The 17,209-nt window shown below is 57.5% G+C and carries 13 protein-coding genes and 1 tRNA gene; 1 reads left to right on the top strand and 13 read right to left on the bottom strand.

Features of this window, described 5'->3' with window-relative positions:
- Positions 1-25: 25 nt before the first annotated feature.
- The 8 genes from QZ177_RS09300 to QZ177_RS09265 form a co-directional block, all read right to left on the bottom strand.
- Complete coding sequence (locus tag QZ177_RS09300; protein WP_294177084.1) at positions 26-472, bottom strand: hypothetical protein; 447 nt, start codon at positions 470-472, stop codon at positions 26-28.
- A gap of 39 nt (positions 473-511) precedes the next feature.
- Complete coding sequence (locus tag QZ177_RS09295; protein WP_294177082.1) at positions 512-1,642, bottom strand: glycosyltransferase; 1,131 nt, start codon at positions 1,640-1,642, stop codon at positions 512-514.
- A gap of 122 nt (positions 1,643-1,764) precedes the next feature.
- Positions 1,765-2,517 carry an SDR family NAD(P)-dependent oxidoreductase gene (locus QZ177_RS09290; RefSeq protein ID WP_009645665.1) on the bottom strand — a complete coding sequence of 251 codons (753 nt, stop codon included), beginning with the start codon at positions 2,515-2,517 and terminating at the stop codon, positions 1,765-1,767.
- Positions 2,518-2,595: 78 nt separating this feature from the next.
- Complete coding sequence (locus tag QZ177_RS09285) at positions 2,596-2,874, bottom strand: HU family DNA-binding protein (RefSeq protein ID WP_009645699.1); 279 nt, start codon at positions 2,872-2,874, stop codon at positions 2,596-2,598.
- A 120-nt stretch (positions 2,875-2,994) separates the two neighbouring features.
- On the bottom strand, positions 2,995-3,690 hold the full coding sequence (locus tag QZ177_RS09280; protein ID WP_265071737.1) for an SAM-dependent methyltransferase: 696 nt from the start codon (positions 3,688-3,690) through the stop codon (positions 2,995-2,997).
- Between the two features lie 76 nt (positions 3,691-3,766).
- A tRNA-Leu gene (locus QZ177_RS09275) sits at positions 3,767-3,853 on the bottom strand.
- A gap of 122 nt (positions 3,854-3,975) precedes the next feature.
- Complete coding sequence (locus tag QZ177_RS09270) at positions 3,976-4,848, bottom strand: YegS/Rv2252/BmrU family lipid kinase (protein WP_009645712.1); 873 nt, start codon at positions 4,846-4,848, stop codon at positions 3,976-3,978.
- Positions 4,845-6,512, bottom strand: coding sequence for a polysaccharide biosynthesis protein (locus QZ177_RS09265; RefSeq protein WP_294177081.1), 1,668 nt, complete (start codon positions 6,510-6,512; stop codon positions 4,845-4,847). The genes QZ177_RS09270 and QZ177_RS09265 overlap by 4 nt, the downstream gene beginning before the upstream one ends.
- 201 nt (positions 6,513-6,713) lie before the next feature.
- On the opposite strand from QZ177_RS09265, the gene QZ177_RS09260 reads away from it, so the two are divergent.
- Entirely contained in the window at positions 6,714-7,481 is a 768-nt protein-coding gene (locus QZ177_RS09260; protein WP_009645661.1) for a DUF4931 domain-containing protein, read from the top strand.
- Between the two features lie 239 nt (positions 7,482-7,720).
- Here the strand turns inward: QZ177_RS09260 and mfd are convergent, their stop codons facing one another.
- From mfd to QZ177_RS09235, 5 genes are all read right to left on the bottom strand, one after another.
- Positions 7,721-11,062: a transcription-repair coupling factor gene (gene mfd, locus QZ177_RS09255; RefSeq protein ID WP_294177080.1), complete on the bottom strand. Its 3,342-nt coding sequence runs from the start codon at positions 11,060-11,062 to the stop codon at positions 7,721-7,723.
- Positions 11,063-11,179: 117 nt separating this feature from the next.
- Complete coding sequence (gene leuS, locus QZ177_RS09250; RefSeq protein ID WP_294177079.1) at positions 11,180-13,654, bottom strand: leucine--tRNA ligase; 2,475 nt, start codon at positions 13,652-13,654, stop codon at positions 11,180-11,182.
- A 67-nt stretch (positions 13,655-13,721) separates the two neighbouring features.
- On the bottom strand, positions 13,722-15,005 hold the full coding sequence (locus tag QZ177_RS09245) for an ArsB/NhaD family transporter (protein ID WP_009645725.1): 1,284 nt from the start codon (positions 15,003-15,005) through the stop codon (positions 13,722-13,724).
- Positions 15,006-15,089: 84 nt separating this feature from the next.
- Complete coding sequence (locus tag QZ177_RS09240) at positions 15,090-15,398, bottom strand: hypothetical protein (RefSeq protein ID WP_009645721.1); 309 nt, start codon at positions 15,396-15,398, stop codon at positions 15,090-15,092.
- A 1-nt stretch (position 15,399) separates the two neighbouring features.
- Positions 15,400-17,064 (bottom strand): glutamine--tRNA ligase/YqeY domain fusion protein, encoded by a 1,665-nt coding sequence (locus QZ177_RS09235; RefSeq protein ID WP_294177078.1) that lies wholly within the window; start codon positions 17,062-17,064, stop codon positions 15,400-15,402.
- Positions 17,065-17,209 lie beyond the last annotated feature (145 nt).

Here is a 17,209-nt window from a genome sequence, read left to right as displayed (position 1 = left end):
CATCTTCTTTCTGCGATCGGGACGGCTACTTCTCCGCCCACTGGAAATATTCTGTCGTCGCTATGCGACGAAATATGGAATCGCAGCTCGCACAGCGAAAGTGCGGCGAGACGTTTTCCATATCCGCCTTGCCGTCCACGAGATGAACGGGCTGCCATTCGACGAGGTCGAGCTGCCCGCCGCAGCGAGGGCACGGCGCGTGTCCCTCGGCGTCAGCGCGCAGAATCGTCGGCGTGAGATCGCCGACTGCCTTGATTTTCGGCATGTCAAACACATCGTAATAACCCGAATTCAGAAGCTCGCGGTAAAACACTCTGCAGTTGTCGCATTCGTAGCGCGGCTTCACACTTTCCAAATCCGCCTTGCCGCCCCGAATCATGACCGTGCCGCCCTCAACCGTGCGAAGTGGCCTGCCGCACTGCGGACAGAGAAACGCGCCGTTCGCGTCCTTTTCCAATTTCGATACTGCCACAAAAACCACCCTCGCCCGAAATCGTAAAAACCATATTCGTCAACCGACGCTTGCGCCTGCCATCTGCAGAAACTGTGCGATCTCCTGCGCCGCTGCGGGGCGGCTTGCGAGAAGCGCCGCCTCGCGCATGGAGGCGAGACGCGACGCGTCCCCCAGCAGCCCCATGACGAGAGCCGCCAGATTCTCGCCCTTGCCGAGCCAAACCGCCGTACCGCGCTCGCTTGCAATCATCGCATTCTCAAGCTCCGGCCCTGGAATCGGCTCATGCAGGATCAGCGGCACGCCCATCGCCCACGCCTCGCTGATGGTCAATGCGCCAGGCTTCGATATGAGAAGCGCTGCAACCGCCATCAGATCAGGCACCGCATTGGTGTACCCCCAGGCGCGAACCGCATGGTGCGAGCGCACGGCGTGTGCTTTGACCCAAGCAAGAAGGCGCTCGTTCTTCCCTGCAACAACGAGGATCTGCAGCTTTTCTGCGACATCCTCAAGCTTTTCAAGAGACTGAGCCACATCGCCGAGTCCAAGCCCGCCGCCCATGACGAGGATTGTAGGAAGCGACTCGCTGAGTCCCAGCCTTTCGCAAATCGCCGCACGGTCAAAATCTGCTGGGGACAGCGGCAGAATCGGAATGCCCGTCGCATGAACCGCCGTCGCTGCACAGCCTTCCTTGACGAGGCTGCGCCGCATCCTCTCCGTCGCGACAAAGAAGGCGTCGACACCCGGATAGAACCACATGCGATGCACGCTGTAGTCCGTAAGAACCGTGGCAAAAAAGAAATCTTCCTCACCACTCTTCTTGAGACACGACGCCGCACCCTCGGGAAAAGGATGCGTGCAGATCACCGTGTCCGCTGCATGGAGACGCACAAGTCTGCGCATGTTGCGCTTCGTCAAGGAAGCGATGAGCTTCTGCACGGGCGAAGCGCCCTGCCTGTGCCCCGTGAAACGATAGAGTAGCTGGTAAAGGTTCGGCATGAAGTGCAGCATCTTCAGATAGGCCGCCTTCATGAACCAAGTGACCCATGCCGTATCGCGCCTCGTGAAGTCGACGACCGCCACATGCGCCTCCGGCTCCGCCCGCAAAAGAGCCGCTGCCAAGGCTTCCGCCGCCTTCATGTGTCCAGAGCCGATCGACGCCGCTACGATCAGATAGCTGCGAGCCGCCATAACCGACCTTCCTTCACTCTTGAAAATGAAATAGTCAAACAATTCTCCTTTGTTATGCCCTCTATTTTAGCACAAGCAAGGAGCAGATACAACGAAACAGACGTTCGCTGCCGCCTGCCTCCTCAAGCCGTAAGGCCGCCGTCCACGCTCCACGCCGCGCCCGTCACGAAGGAAGCGGCATCGGAGGTCAGAAAAAAAATAATATCGGCGACTTCTTCCGCCCGCGCGATACGACCGAGCGGATAGACGCCCGACATCTGCCGCAGAGCCTCTTCACGGTCAGGAGCATCCTGCAGCTGCGCCTCCGTCATCGGTGTCGCAACATCTCCAGGGCACACGCAGTTCACGCGCACGCCGAAAGGCGCGAGTTCCAAGGCCAGAGATTTTGTGAAGAGCGTCACGGCGCCCTTCGATGCGCAGTAGGCCGTGCACAGGAAATTGCCGTGAATCCCCGCGTCAGACGAAAGATTGACAATGCTGCCGCGACTCTCCTTCAAGGGCGCAAGTGCCGCCTGTGTTGTGAAAAAGGTGCCCTTGACGTTCGTGTCCATGACGTCCTCGAATTCCTCTTCTGTCAATTCTTCCAACGCGCGTTCCAAATAGATCCCTGCCGAATTCACGAGAACATCGAGTCGCGAAAAGCGTTCGCACACCGCACCCACGAGCCGCCTCGCCTCATCGGCGCGGCGCAGGTCGGCGGCGAAGAACGCGGCGCGCCCATCGAGCGCCAATTCACCTAACGAAGCGAGCGCCGCCTCGCCGCGCGTCGCCGAGCGCCCCGCCAGAGCGACCGTGCTGCCCGCCTGCAGGAAAAGACGCGCCGCCGCAAGGCCGATGCCCGACGTGCCGCCCGTAAGAAGAACAACGCGATTCATGCGAACCACCTCTCGAAAACTGCAAAATGCTACGAAAAAAGGCTGGGTAAAAACCCAGCCCTCGGAGAGCCACCGTGCTCACTTGTTGTTGACAGCATCCTTCAATGCCTTGCCAGCCTTGAAAACAGGATTCCTCGAAGCGGCAATCTTGATTTCCTTGCCCGTCTGCGGATTGCGGCCGGTACGGGCAGCGCGATCCTTGACCTCGAACGTACCGAAACCGATGAGCTGAACCTTGTCGCCCTCGACAAGAGCCTCTTCAACGCTCTCGATGACTGCGCTCAGAGCCTTTTCGGCATCCTTCTTCGACAGCCCTGCTTTTTCCGCTACATTAGCCACTAATTCCGTTTTGTTCACGTTTGTAGCCTCCTTTTGAATTTGTTACGCTACTTTTATTCGCTGTAGTTGCCTAGAATCCTCTTTCTCACAACGAAAAAAGTGTAAAAAAACTTGAAAAACCGCCTTCCGTAGGCTTTTTTAATCATCCTGGAAGCTACCGTGAGGAATGAAAAGACTCGTCAGATGATCCGTATCCGTCTGTCGATCGATTTCATAGAGCGGCATCGGGCGCACGGATTCATCGGGCAGCGCAATATTGTGCAGATAGATGACTTCCTTCTCGTCATTCATTCGCTCCATCAAGGCGAGTTTCAACTCAGAAGCAATCTCACGGCTGTAGACCTGCGTGAAGAGCACACCTGTCGGAAAACGGAAGGGCATGCTCTCCGCATCCGATGCATCGAGGATCATAAGACCCTCGACGGGATCGATGCCGAGACTGCCGTAGAGCGTCTCAACGAAGCTCATGCCCGGCAGAATAGAAAGCTCCAATCCTTCCTTCGCGCACAAATCACGCAAAAAGAGAACTGTTCGTTCCGCCACAAAGGGACTGCCGGGTACGGCATAGACGATCTCCTCGCCTGCACGCGCCCTTGCAGTGAGATCTTCCGCAATCGCATGGTAGAGCGCCTCGAAGCTTTGCGCCTTTTCATACCAGGAATCGTAGCTCATGAAAGGAACGCCGCGCCTCTTAAGTTCCGCCACGGATGGATGAACTGCCGTGCGCAGGAGAAGGCTTCGCCCGCTCGTCACCGCCTCCATGCTTTCGAGCGTGATAAGCCCGAAGCGTCCGGGGCCAAGTCCCACGACCGTAATGCTTCCTACGTCTTTCATATATGCCTGCCTCCTCTCATACCATAAAATAGAAAAAGACTTCTAAGCGAAATACCCAGAAGCCTTAAAATCTCTATGGTGCCGAAGGCCGGACTCGAACCGGCACGTAGGTAACTACGCTTGATTTTGAGTCAAGTGCGTCTGCCAATTCCGCCACTTCGGCACATGATGCAACAACAGAAGAAATGATACCATTCCCTTGAGGTTTTGTCAATAGGAGCGTAAAGAGTTTTTGAGTGGCTGCCGTGTTGCGAATTTACGTTGCGAATGTACGCTTCACAAACTTCAGATGAAAAGCTCGATTGCACTAGGTACAACCTCGACGTGCATGGGAAGAGGCGGCCCCTGCTCGCCGTCCACATCACTCAAAAGCGGCGCATCCGCCGCGATGCGAAACTCACTTGCCTGCAGATACAGCACATTCTTCTCTGAGATTCCCCTGCCCGAGACAATCTCCGCCGTCAGAGCGACGAGTTCCGGCAGACTGCACTTCTTCACGAGCAGCAAATCAAACTTACCATCATTGATGCTCGCATGCGTCGCTACGTTATTGAAACTGCCGACGATACCGCTGTTGGCGATGACGAAGAGGAAGCCCTCTTCCTCGCGCATCTCGCCATCCGCCTCGATGGAAAACTTCACCGAACGGAACTTCGGCAGTTCGCTGATGCCCTTCAGGTAGTACGCCATCTTGCCCAGCGTATTCTTCAGCCGCACATCGACCTCATGTGCGATATTTGTCATGACGCCGGCGCTCGCGACGTTGATAAAGTATTCTTCCCCGATGCGCCCGAGATCAACGCGCATCGTCTTGTGCGCGAGGATGCGCTCGATATACGCTTCCAAGCCATCTGCAAGACCGAGGTACGTCGCAAAATCGTTCGACGTGCCGCTGCCGATGATCGCGAGGGGAACCGCAAGTTTTTCACGCACGATCACGTTGACGACTTCATGCACTGTGCCGTCACCGCCCGCGACAAGCACACCCTCGGCCTCAGATTCCCGCACATAGAGCGCAAGATTCGTAAGTTCGCGATCCGTGCGGTAGAGGATAAGCATGCAGCCGAGTGTCTGGAAGCGCCAGATCATCTCATCGAGCCGCTGCTTGAACGATGCATTGCCCGAGACAGGATTATAGACCAGCAGAAACTTTCTCATCCCTTCGCCCCCTCAACGCTGCGGAAAATGCCAATGCGGCGCAAAAAACGAATGCTCAAAGAGCCGATAAACGGAATGCGCGCCATATCCTCTTCGAGCAGTCCGCGCACGAGAATCAGCGCCGCGACGTAGACGATGACGCCGACGAACACCGAGCCGAAGGTCGCCACGGCATTGACGGCGAGCGTGCTCATGACAAAGCTGTAGAAGAGATACACAGCGCCCGCCATGAAGGCAGCCGCCGCCATCGTCTTAAAGAGCTGCAGCAGCTCCATGCGATAGCCGATATAACGCCAGATGAAGTAAAGGTTAATGACAGCGGCAACCCCCATATCCGCCGCCGTCGCCCAAGCCGCGCCCATGATGCCGAGCCAAGGGATCGCCGTCAAAATCCAGTTGAGGGCGACCTTGACGGCAGCGGCAAGAATCATGTTGATCATCGGGATCTTCGGATGCCCGAGTCCTTGCAGAACCGCCGTCGACACCTGATGCAGGCCGAGGAGCACGATGGAAAACGACGAGACGAGCACGGCGGGACCCGCGCCCGGCGCATTGTAAATGAGCGTCGAGATCGGCGTCGCGAGCACGAACACGACGACGAATGCAGGGAAGCAAACGAAGTTCGATATGCGCACGGCGGCCGCCGTTTGATTGTAGACGCGCTGCATGTCCTTCAAGGCTCGCGCCTCCGAAATCGCCGGCACGATGCTCACCGCCAAGGACGCCGTGAGGATTGTCGCGAGGTTGACGAGCGGCACCGCCATGCCCGTGAGGTAGCCGAACAGCTCCGTCGCCTGCGGCACCGTATAGCCCGCAACCTCAAGACGCTGCGGCACGATCAGAAGGTCGAGGTTCGACACGATCGGCAGCATGATGCTCGCCGCCGACACGGGCAGGGCGAGTGAGAAGATGCGTCGGACGATCGCCCCGAGAGGCGCCGGCGCTTCCCCCTGTGGCGGCGCAAGATTCGGGCCGTACTCACGCTCGATGTCCTTGTCCAGCTTCCAATGATAGTAGACGAGCACGAGAAGTCCGCCGATAGCGCCGGCAAACGCGCCGAGGCTCGCGCCCGCCGCCGCATAGTCGAGTCCCATCGGCAGTAGAAGGCTCGCGAAGAGCACCATCGTGAGCACGCGAAAGATCTGCTCGACGATCTGCGAAACCGCCGTCGGCGTCATGCGCTGCCAGCCTTGCAGATAGCCGCGCGAGCTTGCGAGCAAGGTCACGAAGAAAATCGTCGGCGAGAGCGCCACGACTGCCATATAGGCGCGCGGATCACGAATGAACTGCCACTCGATGAGCCAGCCTGCGCCAAAGTACGTCAAAAGGGAAAACAAAAGCCCCGTAAAAACCATCAAGGTCATCGATATGCGGAATACGCGCCGTGCGCCGAAAACGTCCTTCAAGGCGACGCGCTCCGCCGTGATGATCGATATGGCGACAGGCACACCCGCCTGCGAAATGCTCATGGCGAAAAAATAAATCGGGAAAGCCATCTGATAAAGCCCGATGCCCTCGCCGCCCAAGATGCGCGAAACGAAAATCCAATTCAAGGAACCGATGACCTTCACGACGAAGCTTGCCACCGTCAAGATCAAAGTTCCCTTGAGGAAACTCTCCGCTTTGCTCTTGCCTGTAGATTTTTGACTGCTGATACGAAACACCGCCTAACTGCCCAATTCCCCTCGTCGATTCTTCCCTGCAATCCGAGATATGGAAAAGCCGCTTTGCAAAAACGTACGAATTTCTATATAATAAGGGGAATGATGCATCTTCTGCACCCTAAGGCTCAACGTAGGAATTATACCATTTCTGCCGGAAATATACTAGGTCGATTTTGTTACAAAACTTGAGGTGTCTTCTCTATGGAAATCAATCTCATCGGTTTCAATACGACGCTCGGCAAGAAAAAGCCGGAAAATATCATCAACAAGACCGCCCCATGTCCTTTCTGTGACCGTGAAAATCTCTCGGGTATCGTCGATACGGACGGCGACCTCGTGCTGCTCAAGAACAAGTACAACGTCATCGAAGACGCCGACCAGTTCGTTCTCATTGAGAGCAAAGTCTGTCACTCCGACATGCCCGACTATTCCGCCGAACACATGCACCGCCTCATTCGTTTCGGCGTGCATCACTGGCAGAAGATGCAGAATTCGGGAAAGTACGAGACCGTCATCTTCTTCAAGAATTTCGGCCCTCTCTCGGGCGGTACGCTGCGTCACCCCCACATGCAGATTGTCGGCTTCCACTCGCTCAACGAAAACCTGACCTTCGACCCCCTGGAATTCGAGGGACTGACCATACACGAGGAAAACGATGTCGACTTCAACATCGCGACATGCCCGCGCATTGGCTTCAGCGAATTCAATGTCGTCCCCAAGACGAACGAACCTCTGGACACCGTAGCCGACGACATACAGATTGCCGTCGACTATCTCATGCACCACTTCAACAAGCGATGCAACAGTTACAACATCTTCTTTTACCAGGAGAACGGCATCCTACGTGCCAAAATCATGCCGAGATTCGCTACCTCCCCCCTCTTCATCGGCTACAACATCCGCTTTCGTCCGAGCAACTTGGAGGATTTGCGGAACAATGTGCGAAAGATTTATTTCGATAGGAAGTAGTCAAGGGCAGAAATGTCACCTGGACCAAGCAAAGGATCTGCTGCACATAGTCGCATTCGGACTTATGAAACAGATCTTTTGCTGTTTCATCCCCACCCGCAGCACAGGCGGCTTCTCTTGCATCTCACACATGTACACTAAATTTGAAACAGCAGAAACGATTTTTCATATAATTTTTCGTAAATTAGATATAGCAGAACTCTGATTGCTACAACATATCGCATCATCCACTACAGCAACTACGACCGGATGAGCCGACAGGAGTTAGCCGTCACGCCCTTCGCCGAGAAAGCGTCCTGTTCGCCCTTCAGCAGCATCAGGACGCGCGTGATGAAATTCGCGATGTTCTTCTTGTACTGCGTGGCCAGACGTATGCGAAGCATCTGCTGTGGCGGCGGCAGCATCTTGGCGTTCCTGCCGAAGAGGCCGAGGAGCTTCAACAGCCCATCGGGATCGAGTGTCGGTTTATCGACGAAGGAGATTTCCAAGAACATCGGCTTTTCCACGACGGAACGTATGCCAAGTTCTCGCGCGTAATTGCGTATGCGTGCAACTTCCAGCAGACGCAGCACGACGGGCGTCGGCTCGCCGAAGCGATCGATCAATTCGTCGAGCAGTTCCTGTATCTCCGCATTCTTGCGAATCGCTGCAATGCGCTGGTAGATCTCGATCTTGTGCATGGGATCGCTGATGTATTCGCCGTCGAGGTAGGCTTCCGTCTCAATGTCGACGACAGGCTCAAGCTTCTCTTCAGGCGGCTTTCCCGTGCGCCTCTCCTCGATCGCCTCGTCAAGAAGCTTCGAGTACATCTCGAAGCCAACGCTCGCGATGTGGCCGTGCTGCTCCGCACCAAGGAGGTTGCCCGCGCCACGGATCTCAAGGTCGCGCATGGCGATCTTGAAGCCCGCGCCCAGTTCGGCAAACTCCTTCATCGCCTGCAGACGCTTTTCCGCCATCTCGGACAAGACCTTGTCGGCCTGATAGACGAAATAGGCAAACGCCATGTGATTCGATCGGCCGACGCGGCCGCGCATCTGATAGAGCTGCGACAGACCGAAGCGATCGGCATTGTAGACGATGATCGTGTTCGCGTTCGCCACGTCAAGACCGTTTTCCACGATGCTCGTCGCGAGCAGGATGTCGTAGCGCCCCTCGTAGAAATCGACCATGACGCGCTCCAAAAGCTCTTCCGCCATCTGCCCGTGCCCCGTCTGAATCCGCGCCTCAGGCACGAGCTCTTCGAGCCGTCGGCGCATGATGTCGATGCTCTCGACGCGGTTGTAGACGAAGTAAACCTGCCCACCGCGCCGAAGTTCGCGGCGAATGGCATTCTTCAAGACGGCGCCATTGTCCTCGATGACGTAGCTCTGCACGGGGAAGCGCTCGGCAGGCGGCGTCTCGATGATGCTCATGTCACGCGCTCCGACGAGCGACATGTGAAGCGTCCGCGGAATCGGCGTTGCCGAAAGCGTCAGCACGTCTACGCCTGCCGCGAGTTTCTTGATCTTCTCCTTCTGCTTGACGCCGAAGCGCTGCTCCTCGTCGACGATCAGAAGCCCGAGATCGGAAAAATGCACGCGCTTCTGATTCAGGATAGCGTGCGTGCCGATGAGCACGTCGACCTTGTTCGCCTCCAGACGCTCGATCGTCGCCTTCTGCTCCTTCGCCGAGCGAAAGCGGCAGATGACGTCGACGCTCACGCCGAAATCGGCGAAGCGTGCGGAAAACGTCTGAAAGTGCTGCTGTGCGAGCACGGTCGTCGGCACGAGCACGGCTACCTGCTTATGATCCATAACCGCCTTATAGGCGGCGCGGATCGCCACCTCCGTCTTGCCGAAGCCGACGTCGCCGCAGAGCAGGCGATCCATCGGCTCGGGCTTTTCCATATCCGCCTTGATCTCCTCAATGGCGCGGCGCTGGTCGGGCGTCTCCTCATAAGGGAAGGCGTCCTCGAACTCCCGCTGCCACGGCGTATCGGGAGAAAAGGCGAAGCCCTTCGCCGCACGGCGCTTCGCGTAGAGCGCGATGAGTTCGTCGGCGATATCCTCGACGGAGGCGCGCGCGCGCGCCTTCGCCTTGACCCACTCCGTGCCGCCCATGCGGTGCAAACGCGGCGTCTCACCCTCCGAGCCGATGTATTTCTGCAGGAGTCCCACCTGATCGGTCGGCACGAAGAGCTTGTCGTCGCCGCCGTACTTGATGTGCAGATAGTCCTTCTTGATGCCGCCCACATCGAGCGTTTCGACACCCAGATACTTGCCGACGCCATGATTCACATGGACGACGTAATCGCCGACGTTGATCTCGCGAAAGTGCGAAATGCGCTCTTCCTTCGACGCTTTCTGCGCGAGTTTCTTTTTCTGCCTGCCGAAGACGTCCTTTTCGGACACGACGACGAGTCGCGCTCCAGGCAATTCGAAGCCGTTCGAGAGCGTGCCCACCACGATGTTCAGATAGGCGTCACTCAAAGGCTCGTCGCCCGCTGCGACAGCAGATGGTATGCGCGACTTTGCGAAAAGCTCGCGCAGGGAAGCGGCCTTCTCCGCCTCGCCGACGAGAAGGACGACGTGCTGCTTGTTGGAAAGCCAGTTTCGCGCCTCATTCTTCAAAAGATCCATCTGCCGTTGGAAGGGCGCGACTGCCTGCACAGCCAAGCTCACGAGACTGTCCGGCTCCGCGCCGTGAATCTTCTGCAGCATGAGGGCGGCGAAAAAGGTCGCATTGCCTTCAGCGCCCGCCACAAGTTCTTCCCATGAGAAAAGTTTCGCCCTCAGCTCGGGCGTCTCCTTGACGAGTTTTTGTGCACTTTCACGCGTGCGCAAGGGTTCGTCGAAAATGACGGCTCCCTCGCCCTCCAAGTAAGAGAGGAATGTCGCATCCTCGCCGGATTCCTCAGGGGTCGCGACGGGCAGTACCACCGCTGAAGGCACATTGCGCACGGAGCGCCGCGTCGCCGGATCAAACTCGCGCAAAGAATCGATCTCATCGTCGAAGAATTCCAGACGAAGAGGTAAGGACGCATTAAGCGGATAGATATCGACGATACCACCGCGCGCGCTGAACTGCCCGAGGGCGTCGACCTCGCCCGCCGCCTCGTAGCCAAGCTCGACGAGACGCGAAAGAAGCGTCTCGCGCGAGAGCGTCGCACCGACTTCAAGGCGCAGGCTCATGCGCTCGAAATCTCGGCGCGATACGCCCTTCTGTACAGCGGCGGCGGCGTGAGCGAGCACGATGACAGGATTCTTCTTGAGCAGCCTGCCGAGTATGCCCATGCGCAGAGCCGTGCGCTCCATGCCCTTCGCCGTCGCTTCCACCGCCATCATGTCGACCTCGGGCAGTTCCAGGATTTCACGTGCCGGCAGAAGCGCCGTCAGATCGGCGCGCCACGCCTCGATCGCCTCGCGGCTGTGCGTGACGATGACCACGGGTTTTTCTGTGGCGTTGCAGGCGGCAGCGAAGAGCGCGTGCTTCTGCGAGCCGCTGAGACCGTAGACGAGCGTCTTGCCCGCGCGGCGCGAAAAGGCCTCGACAATCTTTCGAGCCGAGCCATCCTGCATCATTTGTTCAAAAAGTGCTTTCATGATTCCACCATTCGGCAAAGCGCGAAAAGGAGCTTGGCGAAGCGCCAGCCCCTCTGCGCAGTGCGTCGGAAGGAGCACTCCCAGCGCACTTGCAAACGCCTTTATTGTTCAAAAAAGTCATTTGACGACAATGTTGACGAGCTTCTTCGGCACGCAGATGACCTTGACGACCGTCTTTCCCGCCGTGAGTTCTACGACCTTTGGCTGCGCGAGCGCCAGCTTCTCCATCTCCTGCGGCTCAATATTCGCCGGCACCGTCAGCTTGTCGCGCACCTTGCCGTTGATCTGCAGGACGATCTCGACCTCGTCCTCGACGATGGCCGCACGGTCAAACTTCGGCCACCTTGCATCGTGCACGCTTCCCTTGCCCTCCATGCGGCTCCAAAGCTCCTCCGTGATATGCGGCGCAAAGGGCGCGAGCATCTTCACGAGCGCAAAGGAAAGCTCACGCACGAGTCCCGGATGAACCGTCTTGTCCTGGAATCCGTAGAAAGCGTTGACGAGTTCCATGACGGCGCTGATCGCCGTGTTGAACATGAAGCGCTCGCCGACGTCCTCCGTGACCTTCTTGATCGTCTGGTGCAGCGTGCGGCGCAGCGACTTCTCCTCAGCCGTCAGCGTCGAATGGTCGTAATCATCAATGCCCTCTTTGATCGCATCCTCGAAATGCGCAACGATGCGCCAGACACGGTTCAAAAAGCGGAATGCCCCCTCGACGCCCTGGTCGCTCCACTCCAAGTCACGCTCGACAGGCGCGGCGAAGAGAATGAAGAGGCGCGCCGTATCGGCGCCATACTTTTGGATGATCTCCTCGGGGGAGACGACGTTGCCCTTCGACTTCGACATCTTCGCGCCGTCCTTGATGACCATGCCCTGCGTCAAGAGATTTTGGAACGGTTCATCGAAATCCAGAAGCTTCTCGTCGCGCAGTACCTTCGTGAAGAAGCGCGAATAGAGAAGATGCAAAATCGCATGTTCGATACCGCCGATATACTGATCGACAGGCGCCCAGTAGTTCACCTTGTCCGCCGCAAACGGCTTGTGCGTGTTGTGCGGATCGGTGTAGCGCATGTAGTACCACGACGAGCAGATAAAGGTGTCCATCGTGTCCGTCTCGCGCCTTGCTGGACCGCCGCATTTCGGGCATGTGCAGTGCACGAAGGATTCGCTCTGCGCCAAAGGGGAAACGGCGCCTTGCTCGAAGTTCACATCCTCGGGCAGCTTGACGGGCAATTCCTCTTCGGGAACGAGCTGCTCGCCGCATTTGTCACAGTAGATGACGGGAATCGGCGCACCCCAGTAGCGCTGGCGTGAGATGAGCCAATCGCGCAGGCGATAATTGACCTTGCGCCTGCCGAAGCCCTCCTTGACCGCCTTTTCTACAATTGCCACGAGCGCCTCGTGCATCTCCATGCCGTCGAACTCCGCCGAATTCACGAGGATGCCGTCCTTGTCCGTGTAGGCTTCCGTCATTTCTTCAAGCTTTAGCTCACGATCCTTCGGGCGCAGGGTGACGATGATCGGCAGGTCGTACTTCTTCGCAAACATCCAGTCGCGCTGATCCTCCGACGGCACGCCCATGACGGCGCCCGTGCCGTACTCGGCGAGGACGTAGTTCGTGATCCAAAGCTCAACCTTCCTGCCGTTGAAGGGATTGACGGCGTAAAGCCCCGTGAACATGCCCTCTTTTTCCGACTCGCCCGACGTGCGCTCAAGCTCCGACTGCGCCTTAACCTTGTCGGCGAAAGCGCGAAGCTCCTCCGCCTTCGGATTATCCCTCAGGATCTTCTCCATCAGAGGGTGCTCCGCCGCGAGCGCCACGAAGGTCACGCCGTACGCCGTATCGGCACGCGTCGTGTAGACGGCGATCTTCTCGCCGAGCGCGGGCACGTCGATGTCGAATTCCAAGCCCTCGGAGCGGCCGATCCAATTTTCCTGCATCGTCTTGACGCGCTCGGGCCAGCCCTTGAGCTTGTCGAGATCGGCGAGAAGTTCGTCCGCATAGTCCGTGATCTTCAAGAACCACTGTGAGAGATCCTTCTTGTGCACCTCGGAGTCGCAGCGCCAGCATTTACCGTCGATGACCTGCTCATTCGCGAGCACCGTGCCGCACGTATCGCACCAGTTGACCGACGCTTCCTTCTTGTAGGCGAGCCTCTTCTTGTAGAAAAGCTCAAAGAGCCACTGCGTCCAGCGGTAGTACTCGGGACGACAGGTCACAGCCTCGCGGCTCCAATCGTAGGAAAGCCCCATGCTCATCTGCTGGCGCTTCATGTTCTCGATGTTGGAATATGTCCAGTCGGCGGGCTTCACACCGTGCTTGATAGCAGCGTTCTCCGCCGGCATGCCAAAGGCGTCAAAGCCCATCGGGTGCAGCACATTGCAGCCCTGCATCTTCTTGAAGCGCGCGATGACGTCGCCGATCGAATAATTGCGCACATGACCCATGTGCAGATTGCCCGACGGGTAGGGGAACATCTCCAGCACATAATATTCAGGCTGCGTGCGATCGATCTCCGTCTTGTAGACATCATCTTTCTGCCACTTCTCCTGCCACTTTTTTTCGATTTCCTGCGGAGCATATCTCTCCATACAACAAAGTCCTCCTAGAGAAAGAGGGGCGTGCGGGTCTCCCCGTGCGCCCCAAAAAACTTACGGTTTACAAATACCTGAGCCAGATGTAGACGCTCGAAATCGCAATCGAGAGCGTCATCATCGGCAGCGCGATCTTCATGAAGCTGATGAAGGAGATCGGCTTGCCGCGTTGCGCCGCCATCGAAGCGACGACGACGTTCGCCGAGGCGCCGATCAAGGTGCCGTTGCCGCCGAGGCAGGCGCCCAGGGCGAGAGACCACCATACGGGATCGAGATTCGTCATGCCCATCTGCCCCATATCCTGAATCAGCGGAATGAGCGTCGCGACGAACGGGATGTTATCGATGAACGCCGAAGCGTAGGCACTCATCCAAAGAATGAGCATCGAGGTCGCCGTGAGATCGCCGTTCGTGATCTTGATCGCCTCTTCTGCGAGCATCTTGATGACGCCCGTCTCGACGAGTGCGCCGACGAGGATGAAGAGACCGGCGAAGAAGAAGATGGCGAGCCATTCGACCTTCGACAAGACCTTCGCGATCATCGCCTCCTTCTGTGGGAAACTGATGAGGAGCAGGAGGCCTGCGCCTGTCATGGCGGCGGTCGCCGTGTCGAGGTGGAGCTGTCCGTGCAACACGAAGAGGCTGATCGTAATAGCGAGCGCGAACAGGCACTTCTTCAAGAGACGCGGCTCGACGATCTGACTCTTCTCATCGAGCTGCATGACCTTCTCGCGCAGCTCGTCCGTCGTGTGGAGCTTCTTTCCGTAAATCACGATCAAAAGAGCGATCGTCACGATGAAGATCAGGATACAGATCGCCGTGAGGTTCGTGATGAAATCCATGAACTGCAGGCCGACGGCACTGCCGATCATGATGTTCGGCGGATCGCCGATGAGCGTCGCCGTGCCGCCGATGTTCGACGCAAGGATCTGCGCGATGAGGAACGGCTTGACATCGACGTTGAGCTGCTTCGTGATGCTGAACGTGATCGGCACCGTCAGAAGCACCGTCGTCACGTTGTCAAGAAGCGCCGAGCAGACGGCCGTGAGGAGCGAGAGAGCGACGAGCAGGGAGATCGGCTTCGCCTTGACCTTCTTCGCCGCCCAGATTGCGAGGTAGTTGAAGAGTCCGGTCTCACTCGTGATGTTCACGATGACCATCATGCCCATGAGGAGTCCGAGGGTGTTAAAGTCAATGTGATGAATCGCGGTCTCCTGGTTGATGATTCCGAGGAGGATCATCAGCATGGCGCCACAAATACCAATGATGGTGCGGTGAATCTTCTCTGAAATGATCAGCGCGTAAGCCGCGACGAAGATCACGATAGCAACAATTGTGCTTGTTTCCACTGGTTACACTTCTTTCTTCATAAATTTTTAATAATAAATCTCAAAACACCTTTCATCTTGGAGCCCGCCCGCGAAGAAGCCGCCTCACCTCCCCTTCGTTTCTTTCGGCGCGAGCATGATCGTCGTGCCCTCGCGCTTGATGTCTATGCGATAATTCTTGATGCCCTCGGCAAAAAGATCAAGTTTCAGTTGGAGAAGCTCCTTGCCCAACCGGTCGAGAAGGTCAGGCGTGAGTGCCGCTCGCGAAAGATCCGCTTCCTTTTCGTGCACAGCGCGGCGGCGCTTTTCCTCCTCGTGCGCCTCATGCGCGAGGAAGCAGTCTTCGAGCGTCGCCTCTTCCTCGAAGCCTTGGATCATCGCCTTGTCAGAAAGCCCCTTCGGTATCTTGCCCATGTCAACCCTTGACCTTTCCCCACGAATCCTTGAGTCCGACGACGCGGTTGAACACGAGCCTGTCGGGACGCGTATCCTTGTCCACGACGAAGTAGCCCGTGCGCAGGAACTGATAATGCGTGCCTTCCGCCGTACGCGCAAGACTCGGCTCGACCTTCGCCCCCTCAATGACTTCGAGAGAATGCGGATTCAAGGACGCAATGAAGTCTGCCGTCGTCTCCTCATCGTCCGTCTTCAAAAGATAGTCGTAGAGGCGCACCTCGGCGTCGAGCGCATCGTTTGCTGAAACCCAGTGTAGCGTGCCCTTGACCTTGCGGTTCGCCGCACTGCCGCCCGACTTCGACTCGGGATCATAGGTGCAGCGAAGCTCTGTGATCTCGCCCTTTTCATCCTTGACGACTTCCTCGCACTTGATGATGTAGGCGTGCTTCAAGCGCACCTCGCCGCCCGGGCGCAGACGGAAAAACTTCTTCGGCGGCTCTTCCATGAAATCCTCGCGCTCGATGTAAATTTCGCGCGAGAACGGCACATAGCGCTTGCCACCGCGCGTCGGATGGTTCTCTGCCAAAAGTTCCTCCGACTTGTCCTCGGGATAATTCGTCAGCACGACCTTCAAAGGATGCAGCACCGCCATGACGCGTGCAGCGTGCTCATTGAGGTCTTCTCTCACGCAGTGCTCAAGCATTGCCACGTCGACCGTACTGTTCGACTTCGCGACGCCGATGCGCTCACAGAAGTCGCGGATTGAAGCCGGCGTATAGCCGCGCCGCCGAAGCCCCGAGATCGTCGGCATCCTCGGATCGTCCCAGCCGCGCACATGACCCTCCTCGACGAGCTGACGCAGCTTGCGCTTGCTCGTGATCGTATTCGTGACGTTGAGCCGCGCGAACTCGATCTGGCGCGGGCGCGTGTTCTTATCGAAGCCCAGGACTTCCAGAAGCCAGTCGTAGAACGGACGGTGATCCTCAAACTCCAAGGTGCACAGCGAATGCGTGATGTTTTCGATGGCGTCCGACAGAGGATGCGCGAAGTCGTACATCGGATAGATGCACCAAGCATCCCCCGTGCGGTGGTGCACGGCGTGCGCGATGCGGTAGATGACGGGGTCGCGCATCGTGATATTCGGCGACGCCATGTCGACCTTGGCACGCAGCACGCGGCTGCCGTCGGGGAACTCGCCCGCCTTCATGCGCTGGAAGAGCGCAAGGTTTTCCGCGACGCTGCGGCTGCGGCAGGGACTCTCCTTGCCCGGCTCGGTCAGCGTGCCGCGATAGGCGCGGATCTCCTCTGCGGTAAGATCGTCGACGTAGGCAAGCCCCTGCTCGATCAGAGCGCACGCATACTCGTAGAGCTTTTCAAAGTAATCCGACGCATAGTAGCGGCGATCACCCCAGGAAAAGCCCAGCCACTTGATGTCCTCTTGAATCGAGTCGACGTACTCCGTATCCTCCTTCGTCGGATTCGTATCGTCAAAGCGCAGGTTGCAAAGCCCCGCATACTTCTCCGCCGTGCCGAAGTTCAAGCAGATCGACTTCGCATGACCGATGTGCAGATAGCCGTTCGGTTCGGGCGGGAAGCGTGTATGTATGCCCTCGGGATGCTTGCCGCTCTTCAAATCTTCGTCGATGATGTTATAAATGAAATTCGATGATATCGCTTCTGCCATATTTGCAGCTCCTTCTGGCGCATCCGCCGTCTGCGCCGGAAATTTGAGGAAGCGCTGATAAAATGAGGTCGCCCAGATTTGCGCAGATGCACTGTATCTATCGAGGAGACAAACCGCAGGCGTAGCGGTGCTACGTCGAGGATTT

It is taken from the genome of uncultured Selenomonas sp. (assembly GCA_905372355.1).
Taxonomy (GTDB): Bacteria; Bacillota; Negativicutes; order Selenomonadales; family Selenomonadaceae; genus Selenomonas.
The sequence above is the reverse complement of the archived record's forward strand: the minus strand, read 5'-3'. Positions and strand labels throughout refer to the sequence as shown.

Excerpts from the sequence above, each read along its gene's own strand:
- QZ177_RS09235 (WP_294177078.1), bottom strand. The coding sequence starts at position 17,064 with ATGGCAGAAGCGATATCATCGAATTTCATTTATAACATCATCGACGAA.
- leuS (WP_294177079.1), bottom strand. The coding sequence starts at position 13,654 with ATGGAGAGATATGCTCCGCAGGAAATCGAAAAAAAGTGGCAGGAGAAG.
- QZ177_RS09260 (WP_009645661.1), top strand. The coding sequence starts at position 6,714 with ATGGAAATCAATCTCATCGGTTTCAATACGACGCTCGGCAAGAAAAAG.
- QZ177_RS09280 (WP_265071737.1), bottom strand. The coding sequence starts at position 3,690 with ATGAAAGACGTAGGAAGCATTACGGTCGTGGGACTTGGCCCCGGACGC.
- mfd (WP_294177080.1), bottom strand. The coding sequence starts at position 11,062 with ATGAAAGCACTTTTTGAACAAATGATGCAGGATGGCTCGGCTCGAAAG.
- QZ177_RS09295 (WP_294177082.1), bottom strand. The coding sequence starts at position 1,642 with ATGGCGGCTCGCAGCTATCTGATCGTAGCGGCGTCGATCGGCTCTGGA.
- QZ177_RS09290 (WP_009645665.1), bottom strand. The coding sequence starts at position 2,517 with ATGAATCGCGTTGTTCTTCTTACGGGCGGCACGTCGGGCATCGGCCTT.
- QZ177_RS09240 (WP_009645721.1), bottom strand. The coding sequence starts at position 15,398 with ATGGGCAAGATACCGAAGGGGCTTTCTGACAAGGCGATGATCCAAGGC.
- QZ177_RS09270 (WP_009645712.1), bottom strand. The coding sequence starts at position 4,848 with ATGAGAAAGTTTCTGCTGGTCTATAATCCTGTCTCGGGCAATGCATCG.